Annotated in this window: 25 protein-coding genes; all 25 read right to left on the bottom strand. The window is 61.3% G+C overall.

The genetic code is table 11. The annotated features are described in order from the left end of the window. Positions 1–6: 6 nt before the first annotated feature. The 25 genes from ahrC to KVT38_RS05225 all read right to left on the bottom strand — a co-directional run bounded on the left by ahrC (position 7) and on the right by KVT38_RS05225 (position 19905). On the bottom strand, positions 7–456 hold the full coding sequence (ahrC, locus tag KVT38_RS05345; protein ID WP_217592658.1) for a transcriptional regulator AhrC/ArgR: 450 nt from the start codon (positions 454–456) through the stop codon (positions 7–9). After that, positions 453–923, bottom strand: coding sequence for a hypothetical protein (locus KVT38_RS05340; protein ID WP_217592657.1), 471 nt, complete (start codon positions 921–923; stop codon positions 453–455). Before KVT38_RS05340 ends, ahrC begins: the two co-directional genes overlap by 4 nt. A gap of 218 nt (positions 924–1141) precedes the next feature. Next, a complete protein-coding gene (locus tag KVT38_RS05335) occupies positions 1142–1996 on the bottom strand; it encodes a TlyA family RNA methyltransferase (RefSeq protein WP_217592656.1) in 855 nt (284 codons plus the stop codon). A 4-nt stretch (positions 1997–2000) separates the two neighbouring features. Further along, complete coding sequence (gene dxs / locus KVT38_RS05330; RefSeq protein WP_217592655.1) at positions 2001–3896, bottom strand: 1-deoxy-D-xylulose-5-phosphate synthase; 1896 nt, start codon at positions 3894–3896, stop codon at positions 2001–2003. A 356-nt stretch (positions 3897–4252) separates the two neighbouring features. Then, positions 4253–5116 (bottom strand): polyprenyl synthetase family protein, encoded by an 864-nt coding sequence (locus KVT38_RS05325; protein ID WP_217592777.1) that lies wholly within the window; start codon positions 5114–5116, stop codon positions 4253–4255. 53 nt (positions 5117–5169) lie between these two features. After that, positions 5170–5433 (bottom strand): exodeoxyribonuclease VII small subunit, encoded by a 264-nt coding sequence (gene xseB, locus KVT38_RS05320; protein ID WP_254639014.1) that lies wholly within the window; start codon positions 5431–5433, stop codon positions 5170–5172. Next, complete coding sequence (xseA, locus tag KVT38_RS05315; protein WP_217592653.1) at positions 5423–6793, bottom strand: exodeoxyribonuclease VII large subunit; 1371 nt, start codon at positions 6791–6793, stop codon at positions 5423–5425. Before xseA ends, xseB begins: the two co-directional genes overlap by 11 nt. Before the next feature lie 16 nt (positions 6794–6809). Beyond that, complete coding sequence (gene folD / locus KVT38_RS05310) at positions 6810–7667, bottom strand: bifunctional methylenetetrahydrofolate dehydrogenase/methenyltetrahydrofolate cyclohydrolase FolD (protein WP_217592652.1); 858 nt, start codon at positions 7665–7667, stop codon at positions 6810–6812. After that, positions 7664–8167 (bottom strand): transcription antitermination factor NusB, encoded by a 504-nt coding sequence (gene nusB, locus KVT38_RS05305; protein ID WP_217592651.1) that lies wholly within the window; start codon positions 8165–8167, stop codon positions 7664–7666. The genes folD and nusB overlap by 4 nt, the downstream gene beginning before the upstream one ends. A 20-nt stretch (positions 8168–8187) precedes the next feature. Further along, positions 8188–8421 (bottom strand): DUF2273 domain-containing protein, encoded by a 234-nt coding sequence (locus KVT38_RS05300; protein WP_217592650.1) that lies wholly within the window; start codon positions 8419–8421, stop codon positions 8188–8190. Positions 8422–8436: 15 nt separating this feature from the next. Further along, positions 8437–9000, bottom strand: coding sequence for an alkaline shock response membrane anchor protein AmaP (amaP, locus tag KVT38_RS05295; RefSeq protein ID WP_217592649.1), 564 nt, complete (start codon positions 8998–9000; stop codon positions 8437–8439). Between the two features lie 157 nt (positions 9001–9157). Next, positions 9158–9565 carry an Asp23/Gls24 family envelope stress response protein gene (locus KVT38_RS05290; protein ID WP_217592648.1) on the bottom strand — a complete coding sequence of 136 codons (408 nt, stop codon included), beginning with the start codon at positions 9563–9565 and terminating at the stop codon, positions 9158–9160. A 141-nt stretch (positions 9566–9706) separates the two neighbouring features. After that, complete coding sequence (gene accC / locus KVT38_RS05285) at positions 9707–11074, bottom strand: acetyl-CoA carboxylase biotin carboxylase subunit (RefSeq protein WP_217592647.1); 1368 nt, start codon at positions 11072–11074, stop codon at positions 9707–9709. A gap of 57 nt (positions 11075–11131) precedes the next feature. Continuing rightward, the gene (gene accB / locus KVT38_RS05280; RefSeq protein WP_217592646.1) at positions 11132–11611 is read right to left on the bottom strand and encodes an acetyl-CoA carboxylase biotin carboxyl carrier protein; all 480 of its coding nucleotides are present in this window, start codon (positions 11609–11611) and stop codon (positions 11132–11134) included. 250 nt (positions 11612–11861) lie between these two features. Next, positions 11862–12632, bottom strand: coding sequence for a SpoIIIAH-like family protein (locus tag KVT38_RS05275; RefSeq protein WP_217592645.1), 771 nt, complete (start codon positions 12630–12632; stop codon positions 11862–11864). 47 nt (positions 12633–12679) lie between these two features. Beyond that, a complete protein-coding gene (gene spoIIIAG, locus KVT38_RS05270; RefSeq protein WP_217592644.1) occupies positions 12680–13333 on the bottom strand; it encodes a stage III sporulation protein AG in 654 nt (217 codons plus the stop codon). Between the two features lie 17 nt (positions 13334–13350). Beyond that, positions 13351–14058, bottom strand: a complete 708-nt coding sequence (locus KVT38_RS05265) for a stage III sporulation protein AF (protein WP_217592643.1) — start codon at positions 14056–14058, stop codon at positions 13351–13353. 31 nt (positions 14059–14089) lie between these two features. Further along, the gene (spoIIIAE, locus tag KVT38_RS05260; RefSeq protein ID WP_254639013.1) at positions 14090–15388 is read right to left on the bottom strand and encodes a stage III sporulation protein AE; all 1299 of its coding nucleotides are present in this window, start codon (positions 15386–15388) and stop codon (positions 14090–14092) included. Between the two features lie 2 nt (positions 15389–15390). After that, a complete protein-coding gene (gene spoIIIAD / locus KVT38_RS05255) occupies positions 15391–15792 on the bottom strand; it encodes a stage III sporulation protein AD (protein ID WP_090113088.1) in 402 nt (133 codons plus the stop codon). 10 nt (positions 15793–15802) lie between these two features. Then, positions 15803–16006 (bottom strand): stage III sporulation protein AC, encoded by a 204-nt coding sequence (spoIIIAC, locus tag KVT38_RS05250; protein WP_090113099.1) that lies wholly within the window; start codon positions 16004–16006, stop codon positions 15803–15805. A gap of 15 nt (positions 16007–16021) precedes the next feature. Then, complete coding sequence (gene spoIIIAB, locus KVT38_RS05245) at positions 16022–16540, bottom strand: stage III sporulation protein SpoIIIAB (protein WP_217592642.1); 519 nt, start codon at positions 16538–16540, stop codon at positions 16022–16024. Beyond that, a complete protein-coding gene (spoIIIAA, locus tag KVT38_RS05240; protein WP_217592775.1) occupies positions 16533–17513 on the bottom strand; it encodes a stage III sporulation protein AA in 981 nt (326 codons plus the stop codon). Before spoIIIAA ends, spoIIIAB begins: the two co-directional genes overlap by 8 nt. 175 nt (positions 17514–17688) lie before the next feature. After that, positions 17689–17952 (bottom strand): YqhV family protein, encoded by a 264-nt coding sequence (locus tag KVT38_RS05235; protein ID WP_483298160.1) that lies wholly within the window; start codon positions 17950–17952, stop codon positions 17689–17691. A gap of 149 nt (positions 17953–18101) precedes the next feature. Beyond that, positions 18102–18479, bottom strand: coding sequence for a hypothetical protein (locus tag KVT38_RS05230; protein WP_217592641.1), 378 nt, complete (start codon positions 18477–18479; stop codon positions 18102–18104). 172 nt (positions 18480–18651) lie between these two features. Further along, positions 18652–19905, bottom strand: a complete 1254-nt coding sequence (locus tag KVT38_RS05225; protein WP_217592640.1) for an aspartate kinase — start codon at positions 19903–19905, stop codon at positions 18652–18654. Between the last annotated feature and the right edge of the window lie 103 nt (positions 19906–20008).

Genomic DNA, 20008 nt, shown 5'->3' with positions numbered 1-20008 from the left:
AGGCTTTTAACGAATAATGTCTAAAATGCGGGTGACGATCTGTTCACCCTGCGGCTTCGTGCGGCAGATGAGCAGCGTCGTATCGTCTCCGCCGATCGTACCGACGATCTCGGGCCAATCCATGCCGTCCAGCAGCGAAGCGATCGTGCCGGCCGTACCCGGCAAACACTTGACGACGACCAGATTTTCCGCAGCCTCCGCATGGATGAAGTGGTCCATCATTGCGCGTTTGAGCTTCATCGTAGGATTGAAGCGCTGATCCTGCGCGATCGCGTATTTATATCTGCCGTCCCCAAGCGGCACCTTGATAAGCTGCAGCTCCTTAATATCGCGGGAGACCGTCGCTTGAGTCACGTTAAAGCTTTGGGCGCGGAGGGCTTCTACCAGGTCTTCCTGCGTCTCGATCTCGCTCGCGCCGATCAATTCGCGAATTTTCCTTTGTCGCTGACCTTTCATTCTTTGCCCTCCTCTATTTTGAATTTTACCGTTCTAAGCGTCCTGTCGCGCATATCCGCGACGATCACGCCTTCGCATTCGGGAAACAAAAGCGCATACACCAGCAGACGCTCCCGAATCCCGCTCGCCGTCCAATCCATCGGCTGCCTCGGCCGTTCGAGCTTAACGAGATAATAACGCTCATCCTTGGACGCGATGTAGTCGAAATACAAGCGGGTCGCTTCGTACGGCCCGTCGTCGACCGACACGCCCAAAGGAATCCGGTGCTTGCCGGAGAGCGCCTCGTACCCATGCTCGCGCAACAGCGCCGCCGCCTCGTCATCGTCGTCAGGCGCGCTATCCCGCGCCAGCCTGCGCAGACGCGAGCTTGGCGGCTCGTGCAGCCAATGTCTGAACCTGCGCCACAGCCACCACAGGATCGCCGCTACCGCAGCCGCAAATATGAGACCGTCTCCGAACCGAGCCATCGTTCCGCCTCCTCCGCTTCCTGTTTCATTCGCGGCGGCAGGCAAGGTTTCCTCTATCGGAGCAAGCAAAAAAACCGGTGCGGCTGGCGCTTGCTTGCCAACCGGCCGGCCGTGCTTCGGCGGACGCGGATCGTGGTCGTCTTTTGGCCTGGCGGCCAGAATCGATTGCCGATATCCGATTATTCGTCTGGACAAGCCGCGCGTCGTTGATTGCCGGTTTATGCGCGATTCTTGAACCTGGCCGCCGCTTGTTCGACGACGCTGTCCAGCAGACTTTCGTCGAAGGGCGCTTCCGCCGGCTGTCCACCCGGCAGTTCTGACGGAGTCTCGGGCACCTGCCAATACGCAAGGAACTCGATATTCCCTTCCCCGCCCGTAATCGGGGAATAGGCCAGTCCCCGCAACGCGAATCCCAGCGCGCCGGCAGCCGACAACACCTCGCGCAGGACGCTCAGATGAACGCTCCGATCCCGGACGACGCCGGACTTGCCGACCTGTTCGCGCCCGGCCTCGAACTGAGGCTTGATGAGCGCGACGGTGCCGGCTCCGGGCGGCAGCAGCGGACGCAAAGCGGGCAGGATAAGCTTCAGCGAAATAAACGATACGTCAATCGATGCGAAAACCGGCGCCGGTCCCGTCAATTGTTCGGGCGTCATATGTCTGAAGTTGCAGCGTTCCATCACGCAAACCTGCGGATTCTGGCGGAGACTCCAGTCAAGCTGATTGTACCCGACGTCGATCGCGTAGACGAACGAAGCGCCGTGCTGCAGGGCGCAGTCGGTGAATCCGCCGGTCGAAGCGCCGATGTCCATCATGACCGTATCCTTCAGATCGATGCCGAATTCGCGAATCGCCTTTTCCAGCTTGAGCCCGCCGCGGCTGACATATGGATGAACGGCGCCTTTGACGGTGAGCGCCGCGTCGCGCGGTATCTTCGTTCCCGGCTTATCCACTTGCTCGGTGCCGACGAGGACAAGTCCCGCCATGATGGCGGACTGCGCCTTCGCGCGGCTCTCGAAAAAGCCTTGTTCGACGAGAAGCGTGTCGATCCGCTCTTTGGTTATCGTCGACATCGCGTCAATTCGCCGTCTGCCGCTGACGCTTGAGCAGCGCGAACGAGCGAAGTTGCTTGGCAACCTCTTCCGCGGTCAGGCCGACTTCGGCGCGCTGCTCCTTGATCGTGGCATGCTCGATGAAGCGGTCGGGAATGCCTGCGAGCTGCACGGTCGGCTGCAGGCCATGCCTGGCGTAGTGCTCGAGAATCGCGCTGCCGAGCCCGCCGGCGACCGCAGTCTCTTCGAGCACCAGCATCGGCAGGCGATCCTTGGCAAGCTGCGCGAGCATCGCGTCGTCCAGCGGCTTGACGAAGCGCGCATTGACGACGCGGACGCTAAGTCCTTCGCGCTTCAGCAAGTCCGCCGCTTCTTCGGCCACTTGAACCATTGGCCCGATCGCGAGGATCGCCGCGTAGTCGCCTTCCCTCACGACGTCCCACGATCCGATCGGAATCGGCGCAAGTTGTTCGTCCATCGCGACGCCTCTTCCCTGCTCGCGCGGATAGCGGATCGCGATCGGACCGTCGTCGTACGCGACCGCCGTCGCCATCATGCGGCGCAGCTCGTTCTCGTCCTTAGGCATCATCAGGACGAGGTTCGGAATGTGGCGAAGATAAGCGATATCGTATACCCCTTGGTGCGTCTCGCCGTCGCCGCCGACGAAGCCGGCGCGGTCGATGGCAAAGATCACGTTGGCGTTATGGCGGCAAATATCGTGCACCACCTGATCGTACGCCCGCTGCAGGAACGTCGAGTACACCGCGTATACCGGCTTCATGCCCTCCATCGCGAGAGCCGCGGACATCGTGGCCGCGTGCTGCTCTGCGATACCGACGTCGAACATGCGCCCGGGGAATCGCTGCGCGAAGCCGAGCAAGCCCGAGCCCCCGGGCATCGCGGGCGTGATCGCGACGATTCGTTCATCCTTTTCTGCAAGCTCGATCAGCGTGTTGCCGAACACCTCGGTGTACATCGGCGGACCGACGGGCTTCAGCACCTGGCCGGACTCGATCTTGTAGGAGCCGGTGATGCCGTGCCACTTGTGGGAATCGGCCTCCGCAGGGGAATAGCCCTTCCCCTTGACGGTGAGGATGTGGACAAGGACAGGCCCCTCGCATTTATCCGCTTGGCGGAAGGCCTCGATCAGCTTCTCCGTATCATGGCCGTCGACCGGACCGAGATACTTGAGGCCGAACTCTTCGAACAGCATGCCGGGCACGACCAAGTACTTGAGGCTGTCCTTGAGCCGTTCGGCGGTCTTCGCGAGCTTGCCGCCGATCGCCGGCACCTTCCGCAGCAGCCACTCGAACTCGTCCTTCGCTTTACGATACGTCTTGTCGCTGCGGACTTTGCCCAAATAATTGTGCAGCGCGCCTACGTTCGGTGCGATCGACATCTCGTTGTCGTTGAGAACGACGGTGAGTTTGCGCTTTTCATGGCCGATGTGGTTAAGCGCCTCGAGCGCCATCCCGCCCGTAAGGGCGCCGTCGCCGATAACCGCGATCACCTTGTTGGTGCGCCCCTGCATATCCCGCGCCAGCGCCATGCCCATCGCGCCGGACAGCGAGGTGCTGCTGTGCCCGGCTTCCCAGACGTCGTGCTCACTCTCCGTGCGCTTCACGAAGCCGCACAGACCGTCCTTCTGGCGAAGCGTGTCGAACCGGTCCATTCGTCCGGTCAGCATCTTGTGGACGTACGCCTGATGGCCCACGTCGAACAAAAACTTGTCGGTCGGGCTGTCGTACAAATAATGCATCACCAGCGTCAGCTCGACGACGCCGAGGTTCGGCGCCAGGTGCCCGCCGGTGACGGACAGCTTTTCAATTAGGAATTGTCTGATCTCTTGGGCCAACTGAGGAAGCTCTGACATGGACAGCCGCTTCAGGTCGGTTGGACTATGGATGCCGTCGAGCAGCAATAGGAATTCCCCGCTTTCCAAAAACGATTGCTATGTTGAATTTAGTCAACGCATCACGATTCGTCGATTTTAGTCTAAACGTATTATAGCATAATGACCGTTTAAAAACTCATCCGGTTCCCCTAATCCCTCCCATTTGCATACGAATCTGCAATGCGATTAGTGTCACAGCCATCCTGGAAACGTTATCCGTATGTATAAAAAGAGGCGCTCCGACGATCAGCGCGCACTTTACGTTCTTTTTTACCCAACAGCCGACCACGCTAAACAAACAAAAAAGCATCCCCGCCTCGGTTCCCGACTGCCGGAAACCGATTGGAAATGCTTCGTTGGGCCGAGACGGATCTGTTGGCCGATTAGTTGTCCCTGGAAATCAGACGCATCGCGATCTGCTCCAGCCTGCCGCAGTCGGCAAGCTCAGCCGATCGCACCGCGGAGATCGCTTGCTCCGTCAAGTCCGCGACGCGCCTGCGGCTTTCCTCAAGACCGATTAAAAATGGATATGTGACTTTGCCCTGGCGCTCGTCGCTGCCGATCGGCTTGCCGAGCTTGTCCTGATCGCCCGTAATATCGAGGATGTCGTCCTGAATCTGAAAAGCCAAGCCGACGTTCGTGCCGAAGCGTCCGAGCGCGTCGAGCTGCCGATCGCTGGCGCCTGCCGCGTGACCGCCCGCCCGCAAAGAGAATGCGATGAGATCGCTCGTCTTGTGCAGGTGGATATGCTCGAGCTGTTCGATGGACGTGATCCCTTGCTCGCCTTCCATATCGTCGGCCTGTCCGCCCACCATGCCGGGGAAGCCGGCCAGCCGAGCCAGGTCGCGAACGACGGCCAGCGTCCGTTCGGCGGGAACGCCGAGTCCGACGGCCTCCGAGGCGACGTAAAAAGCGTGCGTGAGCAGTCCGTCTCCCGCCAAGATTGCCGTTGCCTCGCCGAACACCTTGTGGTTGGTCGGAATGCCCCGCCTGTAGTCGTCGTTATCCATCGCGGGAAGATCGTCGTGAATCAGCGAGTAGGTGTGCACCATTTCCACGGCGACGGCGAACGGCATCGCGACGATTGCCGCTTTTGCGTCGCCCCGGACGGCCTCCGCCGCAGCCAGCACGAAAATGGGCCGCAGACGCTTGCCGCCCGCAGCCAGCGAATACATCGCAGCTTCCTTCAGCCTGCCGTTGACGCGCCAATCGCCGGGGATCGCCCGCTCGAGCGCACGTTCGACCATTTTCCTTCGGGATGCCAGGTAGTCCGATATATCTTCCTTCTGCACCTTTTCGATTACTCTCCTTTGCCGGCAGCCTCGCCCTGCTGCGGCGCGAAAGGCCGGCGCTGCAAGCCGTCTCCGTCCTCCATCAGCATCTCGATCCGACGCTCCACCTGCTCCAGCTTCTGACCGCACAGTCTCGAGAGCGCCATGCCTTCTTGATACAGCTCGATCGCCGCTTCGAGCGGCACGTCGCCGCTCTCGAGCTTGGATACGATGCCTTCCAGCCGCTCCATCGCCTGCTCGAAGGACAGCGCCGTTTCCGATTCATTCGTCATTCGTGTTCGCCTCCCCATGCACCGCCGCTACGCTGCAAGACAGCTTGCCGTCCGCCAGCCGCACGACGAGTCTGTCGCCGGCTTTCGTTTCGCGCACGGACCGCAGCAGTTTTTTCTCTTCTTCGTCGTACGCCAGGCTATAGCCGCGTGCCATAACCTTGAGCGGACTAAGCGCGTCGAGCTGCCGGATCGCGGAGCCAAAGGCGCTCCGGCCGTCCCGCACGATGCCGCGCATCGCCGCGGTCAACGCCTTGTCCGCGGACGCCTTGCGCCTTCGCGCGTATATCGCCTGCTCGGTCGGACTCGCCCCGGCCAGCCGGCCGTTGAGCCGCGACAGCCGCTCCCGGCTTCGGTCGGCGAGCGCGCCGGCCCTGTAGCCGAGCCTGTCCCGCAGTCGATCGAGCCGCTCGGCCGAAGCGAGCAGCGAACGCTTCGGCTGCGTAAAATAAGGCGATCTGGCGGCGTGGCGGTATCGCTCGCGCGCACGGCCGAGCTGGCTGCCGAGCGAGCGGGCCATCCGCTGCTCCAGGTGGCCTAGCCGCTCCTGCAGCTCGGCGACATGCGGCACGGCCAGCTCCGCGGCGGCCGTCGGCGTAGCCGCCCTGAGATCGGCCGCGAAGTCGGCGATCGTGAAGTCCGTCTCGTGGCCGACGGCCGAGATGACGGGAATCGCCGATGCGCGAATCGCGCGCGCGACCGCCTCCTCGTTGAACGCCCACAGTTCCTCGAGCGAGCCTCCGCCGCGGCCGACGATCAGCACGTCCGTCTCGGCCAGCCGGTTCATCGCCTGAATCGCTTTGACGATCGAAGGCGCCGCGCCTGTCCCTTGGACCGACACCGGATACAGCACGATCGCCACCGAAGGGTGGCGCCGCTGCAGCGTAATGATAATATCCCGCACGGCCGCTCCCGTCGGGGATGTGATGATGCCGATGGCCTTCGGATATTTAGGAATCGGCCGCTTGGCCGCCTCGTCGAACAGCCCTTCCCCGTGAAGCTTCTTTTTCAGCTGCTCGTAAGCGAGAAACAGGCTGCCGATGCCGTCTGGCTGCATAGCGGTCACGTAAAATTGGTACTGCCCGTCGCGCTCGTAAACGGACACGCCGCCCCGCGCGATCACCTTCATGCCGTCCTTCGGCCTGAAAGGCAAGCGCTGATTGTGAGACGCGAACATGATGCTCTTGAGGCGCCCGCTCTCGTCCTTCAGCGTAAAGTACATATGACCGCTGGAATGATGGGTAAAATTCGAAATCTCGCCGCGCAGCCAAATATCCTGAAGCTTGGGATCTCCCTCGAGCTTCATCTTGATGTAGCGGTTGACGTCCCGGATGCTGAGGACGCGGGCCGGTTGATCGTTCATGGCCTCGGCCCCCGTCCTATGCGATGCCGTGAGCGGCCTTGGCCGACTTCAGCGTGTTCAGCATGAGCATCGTGATCGTCATCGGTCCGACGCCGCCCGGCACGGGCGTGATCCAGCCGGCGACCGGAGCTACGTCTTCGTAATCGACGTCCCCGCAAAGCTTGCCGTCTGGCAGGCGATTGACGCCTACGTCGATAACGACCGCGCCCGGCTTCACCCAGTCGCCCTTCACAAGCTTCGGTACGCCGACGGCAGCCACGACGATATCCGCGCCGCGAACGACCGCAGGCAAGTCCGGCGTGCGTGAATGACAAATCGTCACCGTCGCATGCTCCCGCAGAAGCAGGATCGACACCGGCTTGCCTACGATATTGCTGCGGCCGATGACGACGGCATGCTTGCCCGCGGGCGCGTTGCCCGTGCGCTTGAGCAGCTCGATGACGCCGGAAGGCGTGCACGGCTGGAGCGCGTCGTCGCCGATCAGCAGATTGCCGACGCTGACGGGATGGAAGCCGTCGACGTCCTTCTCCACCGCGATCGCGTCGATGACGGCCTTTTCCTCGATATGCTTCGGCAGCGGCAGCTGCACCAATATGCCGTTAATGTCCGCCTGCGCGTTAAGGCGCGCGATCAGCGACAGCAGATCCTCCTGCGACGTCTCGGCGGACAGGCGATGCACCTCGGAGTAAAATCCGAGCTCCTCGCAAGCCTTCGCCTTGTTCCGTACGTACACCTGGGAAGCCGGGTCTTCCCCGACAAGCACGACTGCAAGGCCCGGGCGTACGCCTTGGGCCGCAAGGGATTCGGTCTCGCGCTTGATCTCCTCGCGAATCTCGGCCGCAATGCGCTTGCCGTCAATGATGTTGGCGCTCATGCTTGTTCCTCTCCTTCGACCGCAGGTTCCGCTTCCGCTGCCTCGACTGCGGCGTCTTTGCTATTCGTCTGGCCGCGCTCGCGAATCAACCGTCCGAGCACGCCGTTGACGAACTTGCCGGATTCGTCCGTACCGAAGTGCTTGGCCAGCTCGATCGCTTCGTTAACCGCGACTTTGGCGGGCACGTCCCTGCGATGATTCATCTCGTAGGCGGCCAATCTTAAAATCTGCCTGTCCACTCTAGACAGCCGGTCGACCTGCCAGCCGGTCAAATATCCCGCCAACTGGGCGTCCAACGCGTCCTGGTTCGACTTGACGCCAAGCACCAGCTCGCGCGTAAAGCCGTCGACGGCCGCAAGCTCCGCGACCTCCGTCTCCATCTCGTTGTCGCCCTTCGCTTCTTCCATGACGGCATCGACGGCTTCTTGCGCCGACACACCGTTCATCTCCATCTGGTACAGGCTCTGTACCGCAATCTCTCTCGCCAATCTGCGCTTCATGAATCCTCCCGAATTAAGTCTTAACTACGTCCGCCGGGCCACCTGTCCGACAGCCATTCCGTCAGCCTGCCCCAATGAAAAAGCGGGCCGCGCCGCTCGTCCCGCTGCTTGCCGACCGCAAATCCGATGCCGACGAGCAGCGCGCAAAACAGCATATCCCAAAATCCGACGATTAAATAAATAAGGCCGCAAAGCATGCCTGCGGCGACCCCGAGCGTCCGGCCGCCGTATTGGTCCCACCATATTCTCCACATGGATGGCAAGGCCTCCTATTCCACGCGGCTTTTGAACGTCGTCGGCGCCTGCGTTACGTTAGCGATATATACGGTCACATCCGAAACGGGGATGCCGGTCGTCTCCTCGATCTGCTGGGACACCGTGCGCTGCATGTCCTCGGACAACGTCGGAATCGAGCCTTCCCCGTCCACGAAGGCGCGAATCGTAATGTGCAGCCCGGCTTCCGCGATGCGTACGCGCGCGCGAAGATCCTTCACGCCCTTCGAGCGGGACGCTGCCTTGAGCGCCAAATTCTCGACCGTCTCGATGGAAATCTGGATGTCTCCGTGCTCCGTGCGCTGGTTGATCGTCGGAGCCGCTGCGTTCAAACGGCCGACGGACAGCACGAGAAATCGGAGGCTGATCACAATCAGAACGGCCGCCACCACGATTACGCCGATCTGCAGCGGCCGATAGTCGCCGGTCGTCTGGCGGACGACCTCGGTCAGCCACTCCATCGTAAAAGCGCCGAGCGCTACCGCGACGGCAAAGGCCGAGGCGACGACGATCGCCAAGGAATAAATGAATAGCAGCAGCCTGTCCCATACTTTGAACACGTAACCGACTCCTCCTGTCGTGGACCTATCCTGAACGCCGAACCGCCTATATGGTCGAAAAAGCGCCCGATGCGCCCTCCCTCGTAAGGTCAGGCCATCAAGGCGCCGTCACCCGCAATTCCAAGAGAGACGACTGCCATGTCCGGCAACGCCGGCGTCATCTCACGCGCAGTTGCGCATCTTCTTCTTCGATCTTTTCAGCTGGCTTGAACAGCACGTCGTGGACATGGACGTTCACTTCGACGACGTTCAGACCGGTCATCGTCTCGATCGAGCGCTTGACGCCGTGCTGAACTTCCGAAGCGATCTCCGTAATCCGTCTGCCGTACTCGACGATGATCGATACGTCGATCGCGGCTTCTCTTTGACCCACTTCTACCTTGACGCCTTTGGACAAATTTTTGCGCCCCAGCAGCTCGGCGATGCCCGAGGAGATGCCGCCGCTCATTCCCGCGACGCCTTCCACTTCGACCGTTGCCAGTCCCGCGATGATCTCGATGACTTCGGGCGCGATCTGGATGGTCCCCATGTCGGTTTTCTCGTAATCAGACACCAATGCTTCCATTCGCTGGTCCACCTCCTCGCGTCTTGACGTCGGCCAGGCCCTACATTATTAATACTATAGCAAAGGCCAAGAATTATGACAAACCTCCGAGCCCGCGCCGACGGGGGCGTCGCACCCCGCCTTGCCGTCGGTCCGAAGCGATTAGGCTTCTGCGCCGTACGGCGCGTCGACGTCATGCTCCTCGAGGAACTTGATATCGAACGTGCCCTTGTTGAATATCGGATGATTCAGAAGCTTGAGGTGGAACGGAATCGTCGTCTTGACGCCTTCGATCATGAACTCCCCGAGCGCTCTGCGGGCTCTAGCGATCGCTTCCTCGCGCGTCGGTCCCCATACGATCAGCTTCGCGATCATCGAATCGTAGTGGGGCGAGATCATATAGCCGGGGTAAGCGCCGCTGTCTACGCGCACGCCGGGTCCGCCCGGCGGCAGGTAGAAGCCGATGCGGCCCGGAGAAGGCATGAAGCCGCGGTCCGGATCCTCGGCGTTGATGCGGCATTCGATGCTCCAGCCGTCGAAACGAACCTCTTCTTGCGTGAAGCTCAGCGGACGGCCTTCGGCGATCGAGATCATTTCCTTGATCAGATCGATGCCCGTGATAAGCTCGGTAACCGGATGCTCGACCTGGATCCGGGTGTTCATTTCCATGAAATAGAAGTTGCCGTCCGGTCCAAGCAGAAACTCGATCGTCCCGGCGCCCGAATAGTTGACGGCGCGCGCCGCGCGTACGGCTGCCTGGCCCATGCGCTCGCGCAGCTCCGGCGTCATGACCGGGCAAGGCGCTTCTTCGACGAGCTTCTGGCGGCGGCGCTGCACGGAGCAATCGCGCTCGCCGAGATGGCAGACGTTGCCGTGCTTGTCGGCGATGATCTGAATCTCGACATGCTTCATGCCCGTCAAATACTTCTCGAGATAGACGCCGGAATTGCCGAACGCTTTTTGCGCTTCCTGCTGGGCGGTCGAGATCTCGCGAACGAGCATCTCCTCGTCGTCGGCGAGACGAATGCCGCGTCCGCCGCCGCCCGCCGTCGCCTTGATGATGACCGGGTACCCGATCTCCCGAGCGACGCGAACCGCTTCGTCGATGTCTTCTACCAGCCCTTCAGAGCCCGGGATGACCGGTACGTCGGCGTCCTTCATCGTCTGCTTGGCGACCGACTTGTCGCCCATGCGGCTGATCGCTTCGGCGGAAGGTCCGATAAATACAATATTGCACGTCTCGCAAATATCCGCGAAATCGGCGTATTCGGAAAGGAACCCGTAGCCCGGGTGAATCGCGTCGCATTCGGTAAGCGTGGCGACGCTCATAATGTTCGTCAAATTCAGATAGCTGTCCTTGGAAGCGATCGGCCCGATGCAATAAGCTTCGTCGGCCAACTTCAGGTGAAGGGACTCGCGGTCTCCTTCGGAATAAACGGCCACCGTGGAGATGCCGAGCTCGCGGCAAGCGCGGATGATGCGAACGGCGATCTCGCCCCGGTTGGCCACGAGAATCTTATGGATGTTCAAAGCACAAATCCCCCTTCGTAGTTCCGGCCGCCGGATCGGAAGCCGGAAAAGCGCGCGTTATTCCGGTTTGACGAGGAACAGCGGCTGTCCGAACTCGACGAGCTGGCCGTTCTGCGCCAACACTTCGACGATCTCGCCCTTCACTTCGGCTTCGAGAGGATTCATCAGCTTCATCGCTTCGAGGATGCACACGACCGTCTTGTCGTGAACCTTGTCGCCTTCGTTGACGAACGACGGCGCGTCCGGCGACGGTGCGCGGGAGAACGTGCCGACCATCGGCGATACGATCTGGTGCAGACCGGACAAGTCGCGTCCGGCGGACTGCGGCGCTTCGGCCGGCGCCGGCGCGGCAGCAGGAGCCGGGGCCGCCTGTACGTATGTATGGGTGGCCGGCGCGGCGGTCTGCACGTTGACGACCTCCGTGCGTCCCGGCTTGCGGATGGAGAGTCTTGCGCCCTCGTTTTCGATCTCGAGCTCGTGTACGGTAGTTTGGTCCACTAGTTTGATCAATTCTTTGATTTCGCTAAGTTTGAACATGTTCGCCCTACGCTCCTTGGCTGTCTCATTTGCCGTATGAAATCCAAGCGGCCTCGCCGCCCTCGTTCAAAGGGCAATTAAAGCAAGCCGCCGTCCATACTGTGCCGCGATGCGGCCCGATCTTGTCTTCGTATGAATAGCAAAGCCTGTACGTACCCATAACGGACTCATTATAACATAATCGAAAGAAATGGAAAGAGCCGGCCCCCCGGCCGGCTCTTGGCCGGTTGCCCGGCGCGCTTTATTCGGATTACTGGATAAACTGCACGGATACGGCATCCGGCTTGACGCTGAGCTCTTTGGTTGCGAGCTTGACGATTTTGACCGCTTGCTTCGAATCGAGCGCGTCCGCCTGCACGATGATCTCAAACTTGTCGCCGTCTTGCTTGACGACGGCGTTCTCGTAGTCGGACACCAGTTTGTCCTGCAGGCTGGCGATGCGCTCCTCGGTCGCGGTGATGCGGCCCTGCTCTTCGACGGCGGCCGCCGCTTCCTCTTGCGTCTTGGAGCTGTCGGCGACGATCCTGTCCAAGTCTTCGTATGCCTTGGAGGCTGCCTGTTCGCGCTCGAGCTGGATCTGGTCGAATTGCTCGCGGGCGGAGAGATTGTTCATGCCCTTCAGCACTTCCTTGTCCGCGGGCGATACGGCGGACTGTCCGTCCTTGCCCGCATCCGGAGAAGCGGCCGTCTCCTTGTCCGTGCCGCTCGGCGTACCCGAAGCTTCCGGTGATGCGGCCGCGTCCTTGCTCGGCGCCGATCCGCCGTCCGCCGATGCGGATTTGTCGCCGTCCGTAGCCGCCGCGCCCTCGTCGCTCAGCCCGCCGGCGCCGTCGACCGAAGTGATCTCGATGCCGTCGTCGTCCGTCTGGCCGGTCACGCCGGTCGCGTCCGTGCCAAACTGCTGCTCCTGCGCCGTACGGTCTGGCTGCGTAACGTCCTCGGTGAACAGATAGTAGGCGGACAGGATGACCATAAGCGAAAGCATCGAGACGAGCCAGATCGTTTGCCGTTTGTTGTTCATTTGTTTTTTACCTCCTGCGAATTGGGAAATGGAATTGCCCGTGTCTCTTACTCTGCCGTGCGCGGCATGACCGAAACGCGATGGATCGGTACGTCCAGGCCCGAGGCGACGGCCTCCGAGATCATCCGGCGAACGGTTGCGTTCCCCGCCCCTTTCGCCACGATCAGCACGCCCCTCAGCCGAGGCTTGATTTTTTTGACGACGATGGGCGACTTGCCGCCCGACACTTCATACAGTACGACCTGTCCGTCCTGCGTGACGTCCGTGATATGGCGCTTTGCGCCGTTTTTGTCCGTTTCGTCGGTAATTTGCTGGGTTTTCTTTTCGTTCAGCTGCACGACCGTCTCCTCCGTCGAATCGACCGTCGCCATGACATCGACCGTGCCGACGCCTGCGATCTTCTCCAGCATTTCCTTCAGCCGGATATCGAGCTGGGTCTCGATCTCGGCGAACGGATCGTCTTTGCTTTCTCCCGCGCCGAGAAACGTCTCCTGCTGCGCCGGCTTGTCTCCGTCTCCGGGCGGCACGACACCGTCTCCGGTCGGCGGCGTCACGGGCTTCATTTTGATGAACGAGGAAGCCAAAATGAGCGCGGCGCCGACAAGCCCGATCAAGATGAGCCAGCGAAATGTCTTCACCCGCTTAGGTCCGCCCGGCCCGCCTCCGATATAGGTTTCCAGCTTGTGTAGCCACTTAGCCATGTTTCCGCTCCCTCCTGTCATCCGTCCGAAGCGCGATCGACCTCGACTTTGGACGTCCCGATCCCGAACCGTCCGGCGACGAGCGCCGCGATCCTTCCTTCGAGACCGTCGTCCGCGGGCTGCGCATCGGTTTGCGCCGCCGCGGGTGCCGCCCGGTCGTAGTTCTTGCCGTCATCGGCGTTCGTTCCGATGTCGATGTCGACGACGACCGGAGCGACGGGCTCCACCTCGGCGACCGGTTCGCCGCCTTCCGCGGCAGCCGCGGTCCCGGGGTCGGCCAATCGAATCTTGACGGCTTCGACCGCCAATGTCCCGTCCGCACTCGGCGCCGCCTCAACCTTGACCGTCTTGACCGCCGTACCTTCCTCCTGTTCAACGACTGCCTTGATCTGAGCCTCCAGACCCTTCACGGCCAGCTCGGCCGCCTGTTCGTCCCTGCCCGCGCCGATCCGCTTCGCCTCAGCCATGATGGCCTCGAGCTGACCGCCGTCTTCGCCGACGGCCGGACCCCGCTCGGCCCATTCGATGCCTGCGGCCAGCTTGGCATCCATGTCTCCCTGAATCCAGGAGAGCAGCGGCCCGGCGAGCGTCAGCAAGATGAACAGTCCAGCCACGAGCCGCACGTACCGCTGCATCGTTCGGTTCGGAAGCAGCAGATCGATCAGCGCGGCCAGCAGCACCGCGGCCACGACTTGGCGGAGCCAGCCGCCGAGCGCTTCTATCATGATCGTCGCCTCCTTCGAACCGACGTCCGGCTCACCTCATCAGAATGGACGCGTTGCCCGCCGTCAGCACGATCGTCACCGCCAGAAAAAACATAAGACCGACCGATGCAAGTGCCGCGAATACGTAGACGAGCGTTTTGCCGATGACCTGGAGGCACTGCACGATCGGCGTGTCGCCGAGCGGCTGAAGCACCGCCGCGGACAACCGGTAGATCAAGGCCAGCGTCAAAATTTTGACGGCCGGAAAGGCGCACAGGAAGATCAGGACAACGACGCCCGCCAGACCGACTGCGTTTTTGACGAGCAGGCTCGCCGACAGCACGGTGTCCGCGGCATCCGAAAACATGCGGCCGACGACGGGCACGAAATTGCCGGTGACGAACTTCGCCGTCCGGAGCGCGACGCCGTCCGCGATCGCGCCGGTAGCGCCCTGGATGGACAACACGCCGAGGAACAGGGTGAGCATCGCGCCGAGAAGGCCGACGGCCGCCGTGCGAAGCAGATTGGCCAGCTGCGTCACCTTGAACCGCTCGGACACCGTGCTCGCCAGATGCAGCACCGCCGAGAAAAACAAAAGCGGAAACACGACCAGATGGATGACGGTGCCGATCGAATGAACCATGAACACGATGACCGGATGAAGGACGGCGACCGTCGTCACGCCGCCCGTGCTGGCGAGCAGAGTCAGCAGGAGCGGCACCATCGCCAGCATGAATTGAACCATCCCGGCGATCGCGTCCGCCGCGTAGCCGGCGCCCGTGCGGAAGCTGTTCACGGCGATAATAAGCAGTACCATGTACGCGATGGCATAGGCGACCTGGCTGACGGCCTGGCGCTCGAAGGCGCTCTGCATCGTTTCGAGCAGCATTGTGAAGATGGCCAGCAAGACGATCGTGACGATCAGCTTGCCGCTGTAGAGCACCTCATGAAGGAAAAACCGAGCCAGCGCGAGCAGCACGTCTTTGACGCTCCAGCCTTCGCCTTCCTTCGGAAACATAAGCGTCTTGAGCGACGGCGCTTCGCCCTCCGGGAAAAAGCCGCCGTACTCGTTTTTGAGCTTGTTCCAAAATTGCTCGATCTGTTCCAAGCTGAGATCCTCGGCCTGCGATTCGGCCAGCTCGCCGGACAGCGTCCCAGGATCGGTACCGTACGTGCCGTCCGGGTCAGGCGCGATGACGGCTTCCGAACGAGGAGCGCCGGCTGCGGCTTGGCGACCGTCTTCCCCGGCAGCGAAGGCGGGGCGGGGCCAGAAGGAGAGCAGCATGGCGCACATGAGCAGCGCGAACGGGAGCCAGCCCGTCCTCTGCTCTAGCAATCCCGGTCGCCCCATCTCTAGGCCCCTCCCCCTGCCGGCAGCAATCCGAGCACCGTCTCGATGATGATGCTGATGATCGGCACCGCCATGACGAGGATCAGCATTTTTCCCGCGAATTCAATCTTCGAGGCGATGCTGTCGAGGCCTGCGTCGCGGACGATCTGCGCACCGAACTCGGCGATGTAGGCGATGCCGATGATCTTGAGCATCGTCTTGAGGTACACGGACTGAATGCCCGAGCGGTCGGCCAGCTCCTCGATCATCGAGACGACGCCGCCGATCTTGCCGATCAGCGCGAGAAACACCGCGATGCCGAAAAAGGTCGCCAGCAGGAAGGCAAACATCGGCTTCTGTTCGCGAATGACGAGGATCAGGATGGCCGTCAACAATCCGATGCCGACAATCTGCAAAATATCCATAGGCGACCGCCTATTGGAACAGGAAGATCGTCTTGATCTCCTGGAACAGATCGTTCAGCAGCCGGACGACCATGAACAGAACGACGACGAATCCGATTACCGTGACCCAGTGCGCCATGTCTTCCTTGTTCATCTGCTTGAGCACGGTGTGAATCATCGCGACGATGATCCCGATGCCCGCTATCTGGAAAATCGTGCTCACGTCGATATTCATGAATACGGCCCCCTACTACATCATGAGAATGACGACCAGGGCGGCCGTGAGCACTCCCAAACTTCGGCACAGCTTCTCGTATCTCTGCTGATCGTCGCGCGCCGCCTGCTCTTCGGCCTGCAGCTGGTGCATCGCCAGCTTCAGGTGCTTCAGTTGATCCTCGGCGCCGCTCCCGCCGAGCGTCTCGCCGAGCCGGAGCATCGTATCCCGCTCGGGCGGACGCATCGAAGTGGCCGGCCAGCCGGCCTTGAAGGCCTGTTGCCAGCAGTCCGATACCGTCTCTCCGTTACCTGAAGCAAGCCGGGCCGACGCCTCCGCGAACAATGCCGACACGGGCGCCGCAAGCGCGTCCGCAATTCGGGCGAGCGCCTCCGGCAGCGGCGTTTGGCCGTAGCCGATCTCCGTCTCCAGCCGCTGAAGCGCATGGATCAGCTGCCGAATCTGCCGTGGCCGCTGCGCGAACTTTGCGGCCTGCATAAAGCCGATCATCGTGCCCGCGAACAGTACGAGCGCCGCACCCGCCAGCTTAAGCATGGCGCACCCCGTCCGGGTTCGGCGACCGGATGACCGGCACGGACCGGCAGCCCGACGACTTGCGCGCCTCCGCCTCCGCCTCGTCCGCGCCCACGACGCGGTGCCTTACGACGCCGCCCGAGCGGGAGAGCAGGACATAGGCGCCGAACATACCCTCGGTGGCGAGCTCCGCCAGTACGGGCCTGGCGAAGACGTCGCGCAGGTCGAGCGCGTGCGCGGTCGCCACGACGCGTACGCCGGCATGGAGCGCCTCCTTCAGCGCGTAAGCGTCCTCAGGCCTCCCGATCTCGTCGGCTATGACGACCTCGGGCGACATCGAGCGCACCAGCATCATGAGCCCTTCGGCCTTCGGACAGGCATCGAGCACGTCGGTGCGCGGACCGAGGTCGAATGCGGGAACGCCGCGGTCGCAGGCCGCGATCTCCGAACGCTCGTCCACGACGCCGACCTTGCGGCCGCCCCAGCGCTGCGCCTGGGGGTGATGCCACTCGCCGGCGCTGATGGAGCGGGCCAGATCTCGCAGCAGCGTCGTCTTGCCTTGCTGCGGCGCGGATACGATCAGCGTATGCTTCACGGTTCTGGCGACTGGATCGAGCAGTTCGGGCAGCAGTCCCGCCGCGCAGCCGGCGCGCGCTCTTGCGATCCGGATATTGAAGCTTGCGACGTCCCGAAGATGGCGGACATGTCCGCCCTCGAGCACCGTGCGGCCTGCCAACCCGATCCGATGGCCGCCTGCGACCGTTACGTAGCCGCGTCTGAGCTCTTCTTCTACCGCATAAAGCGAGTGATTGGTCACGCGTTCCAGTAATGCCCTGCAGTCTTCGCGGGTCGGGCGGTAGGCATCCGCGCTGTCCGTTACGGTTTTTCCTTGCGGACAAACGAATGCCGAGCCGCCCCCGAATCCGATCTCGAGCGGCCTGCCTTCCCTGACGCGAATCTCCTCGAGCTGCAGCAGCAACGTCTGCGGCAGCATTTCCAGCCGCCCCCGCAGACCGGCGGGGAACAGTTCCAAGAGCGGCAGCGACAAGCGTCCTCCCCCTTTCCGTCGTAGGCAAGTTGTCCTTCTCTCTTCATGCATATGCTTGGACGCTTCTCTTTTATGCGTGGGAAGTCTCTTTTTCCTTTAATAGAGTGGCGATTCGATGCGGTTATTTTTTGAGAATGCCAATCAGCAAGCAAGCGACGCCTGCGACGATCCATACGAGCTTGACGGGGGAAAGTTTGTCCGACATGCCGACCAGGCCGATCGTCGTCGTGGAGATCAAGATCAGCGGACCGACCAGCGCCAGCATCGCGTTTACGCTCAGCGCCTTGGTGACGTCGTTGAGCTTCAGCATGACCAAGGCGGCCGTCAATTCGATGCTCCCGGACAAAATCCGGAGCAGCGCCATGCTGAATACGGATTTATCCAAGCTGCTCTCACCTCCTTTCGCCAACACGAATGCGCCCGTGGTATACGCTATGCGGCCAAGTCGGACAACTTGCCAAAGATGACGCGAATTTAAGAGATTTGCATAAAAAAAGACCCGTCCGGAATCGGACGAGTCGGTGGACTGTTCTATTATCTCGCTCTTTTTAACGCTCTGATCTCCGTATCGTGCTCAAGCACGCGAAACGCGAGCGCTTCTATCGCTTTGCCTTGTCTGGACTGTTCAGTCTGCAGCGAATCGATGGCGATCGCGTGCTCCTCTTGAACCTCCATGACCTTGGTCAACCGTTCGTTTGTGTCCATGACGGCGGTCGCCACTTGGTTCAGCGTTGTTTCGATGACATCGAATCGCCGGTCCATGCCGTCCAGACGTTGGTCGATTCCGTCCAAACGCTGGTCGATTCCGTCAAATCGCTGTTCGATGGCATCGAATCGCTGATTCATCCCGTCCAAGCGCTGCGACATTCCCTTCAACTCTACTAAAATTGCGTCCAACACTTGCTCGCTCATTTTGCTTCCTCCTTGGATAGATAATACCGCCGACGACAAAAACAGCTTGTAATTCGACAGGTATAACCTCCATAGGGTCGGAAGGAGGCAGGGACCTTTGCTAATCTAAGATTAACAAAAGCGCTAGAAATAGCCAATCTACTCTTAAATCGCTAAAAGATGCTTGACAAAATTAGCGGCGGTCTTGCGGTCCGCCGACGAACGCCGCGTCCGCCGTATCCAGACCGTACGCCGTGTGAAGCGCGCGCACGACTTCATGCAGCGGCTCGGCCGCGATGACGCAGGAGCACTTGATCTCTGACGTGCTCACCATCTTGATGCTGACGCCCGCCTTCGAGATGACGTCGAACATTTTGGCGGCGACGCCAGGATTCGACACCATACCCGCGCCGACGATCGATACTTTGACTAGGTTTTCTTCGTAGGCGGCCTCGTCGTAAGGCACTTCGCCGCGCACCTTCTCAATGACGCCAAGCGCCCGCGCGCGGTCGGCCAGCGATACGGTGAACGAGAAGTCCGCCTTGCCGTTCGAGATGCCGCTCTGCACGATGATGTCGACGTCGATCGACTCATCCGCCAGCGCGCCGAAGATTTTAGCCAACACTCCCGGAATATCCGCCACGCCTACGATGCTGATCCGGGCTACATTTTTATCAAAAGCGATGCCGCTTACGACGACGCCTTGTTCCATTGCCGCTTCCTCCCTCACGAGCGTACCTTCATTCTGGGTAAAGCTCGAACGCACTACGAGACGAACGTTGTAGTGCTTCGCATATTCGACCGCGCGGGGATGCAGCACCGCCGCGCCGAGATGGGCAAGCTCAAGCATCTCGTCGTACGAGATGACATCCAGCTTGCGTGCGTTCTTCACGACGCGGGGATCGGTCGAATAGATGCCGTCCACGTCGGTATAAATCTCGCATACGTCCGCTTGGATCGCTGCCGCGAGCGCGACCGCCGTCGTATCGGAGCCGCCTCGGCCGAGCGTCGTGATCTCGCCTTCCTCCGTCATGCCCTGGAAGCCGGCGACGATCGCGATCGCCCCGCCGTCAAGGGCGGCATGGAGGCGCGTCGGCGAAATGTCGGATATTCTCGCTTTTCCGTGCACCGCTTCCGTCACGATGCCGGCTTGCCAGCCCGTGAACGATTTGGCTTCATGGCCGAGTTTATGAATCGTCATCGCGAGCAGCGCGACGGAGATCTGCTCGCCGGTCGTCAGCAGCATATCCATCTCCCGCGCCGGGGGATTGTCGGTTAACTCCTTGGACTTGTCGATCAGATCGTCGGTCGTATCGCCCATGGCGGAGACGACGACGACGACGCGATGGCCCTGCAGCTTTTTGTCGATTATTCGCTGGGCCACGTTCTGCATCCGCTCCGTGGTCCCGACGGAGCTGCCGCCGAATTTCATCACGATTAAGGACAACGCGGTTCCACTCCTCATCTACACTGTGCATACAGCAATATATTATAGCATAAGGCCGACGGCCCAGAAACGAAAAAAATCCTCCGGTCCCGGGATGGGATGC

The sequence above is a fragment of the Cohnella sp. GbtcB17 genome, from assembly GCF_019091135.1.
GTDB lineage: Bacteria > Bacillota > Bacilli > Paenibacillales > Paenibacillaceae > Cohnella.
Note: the sequence above shows the minus strand (reverse complement) of the source record. Positions and strands in the feature narration are given on the sequence as shown.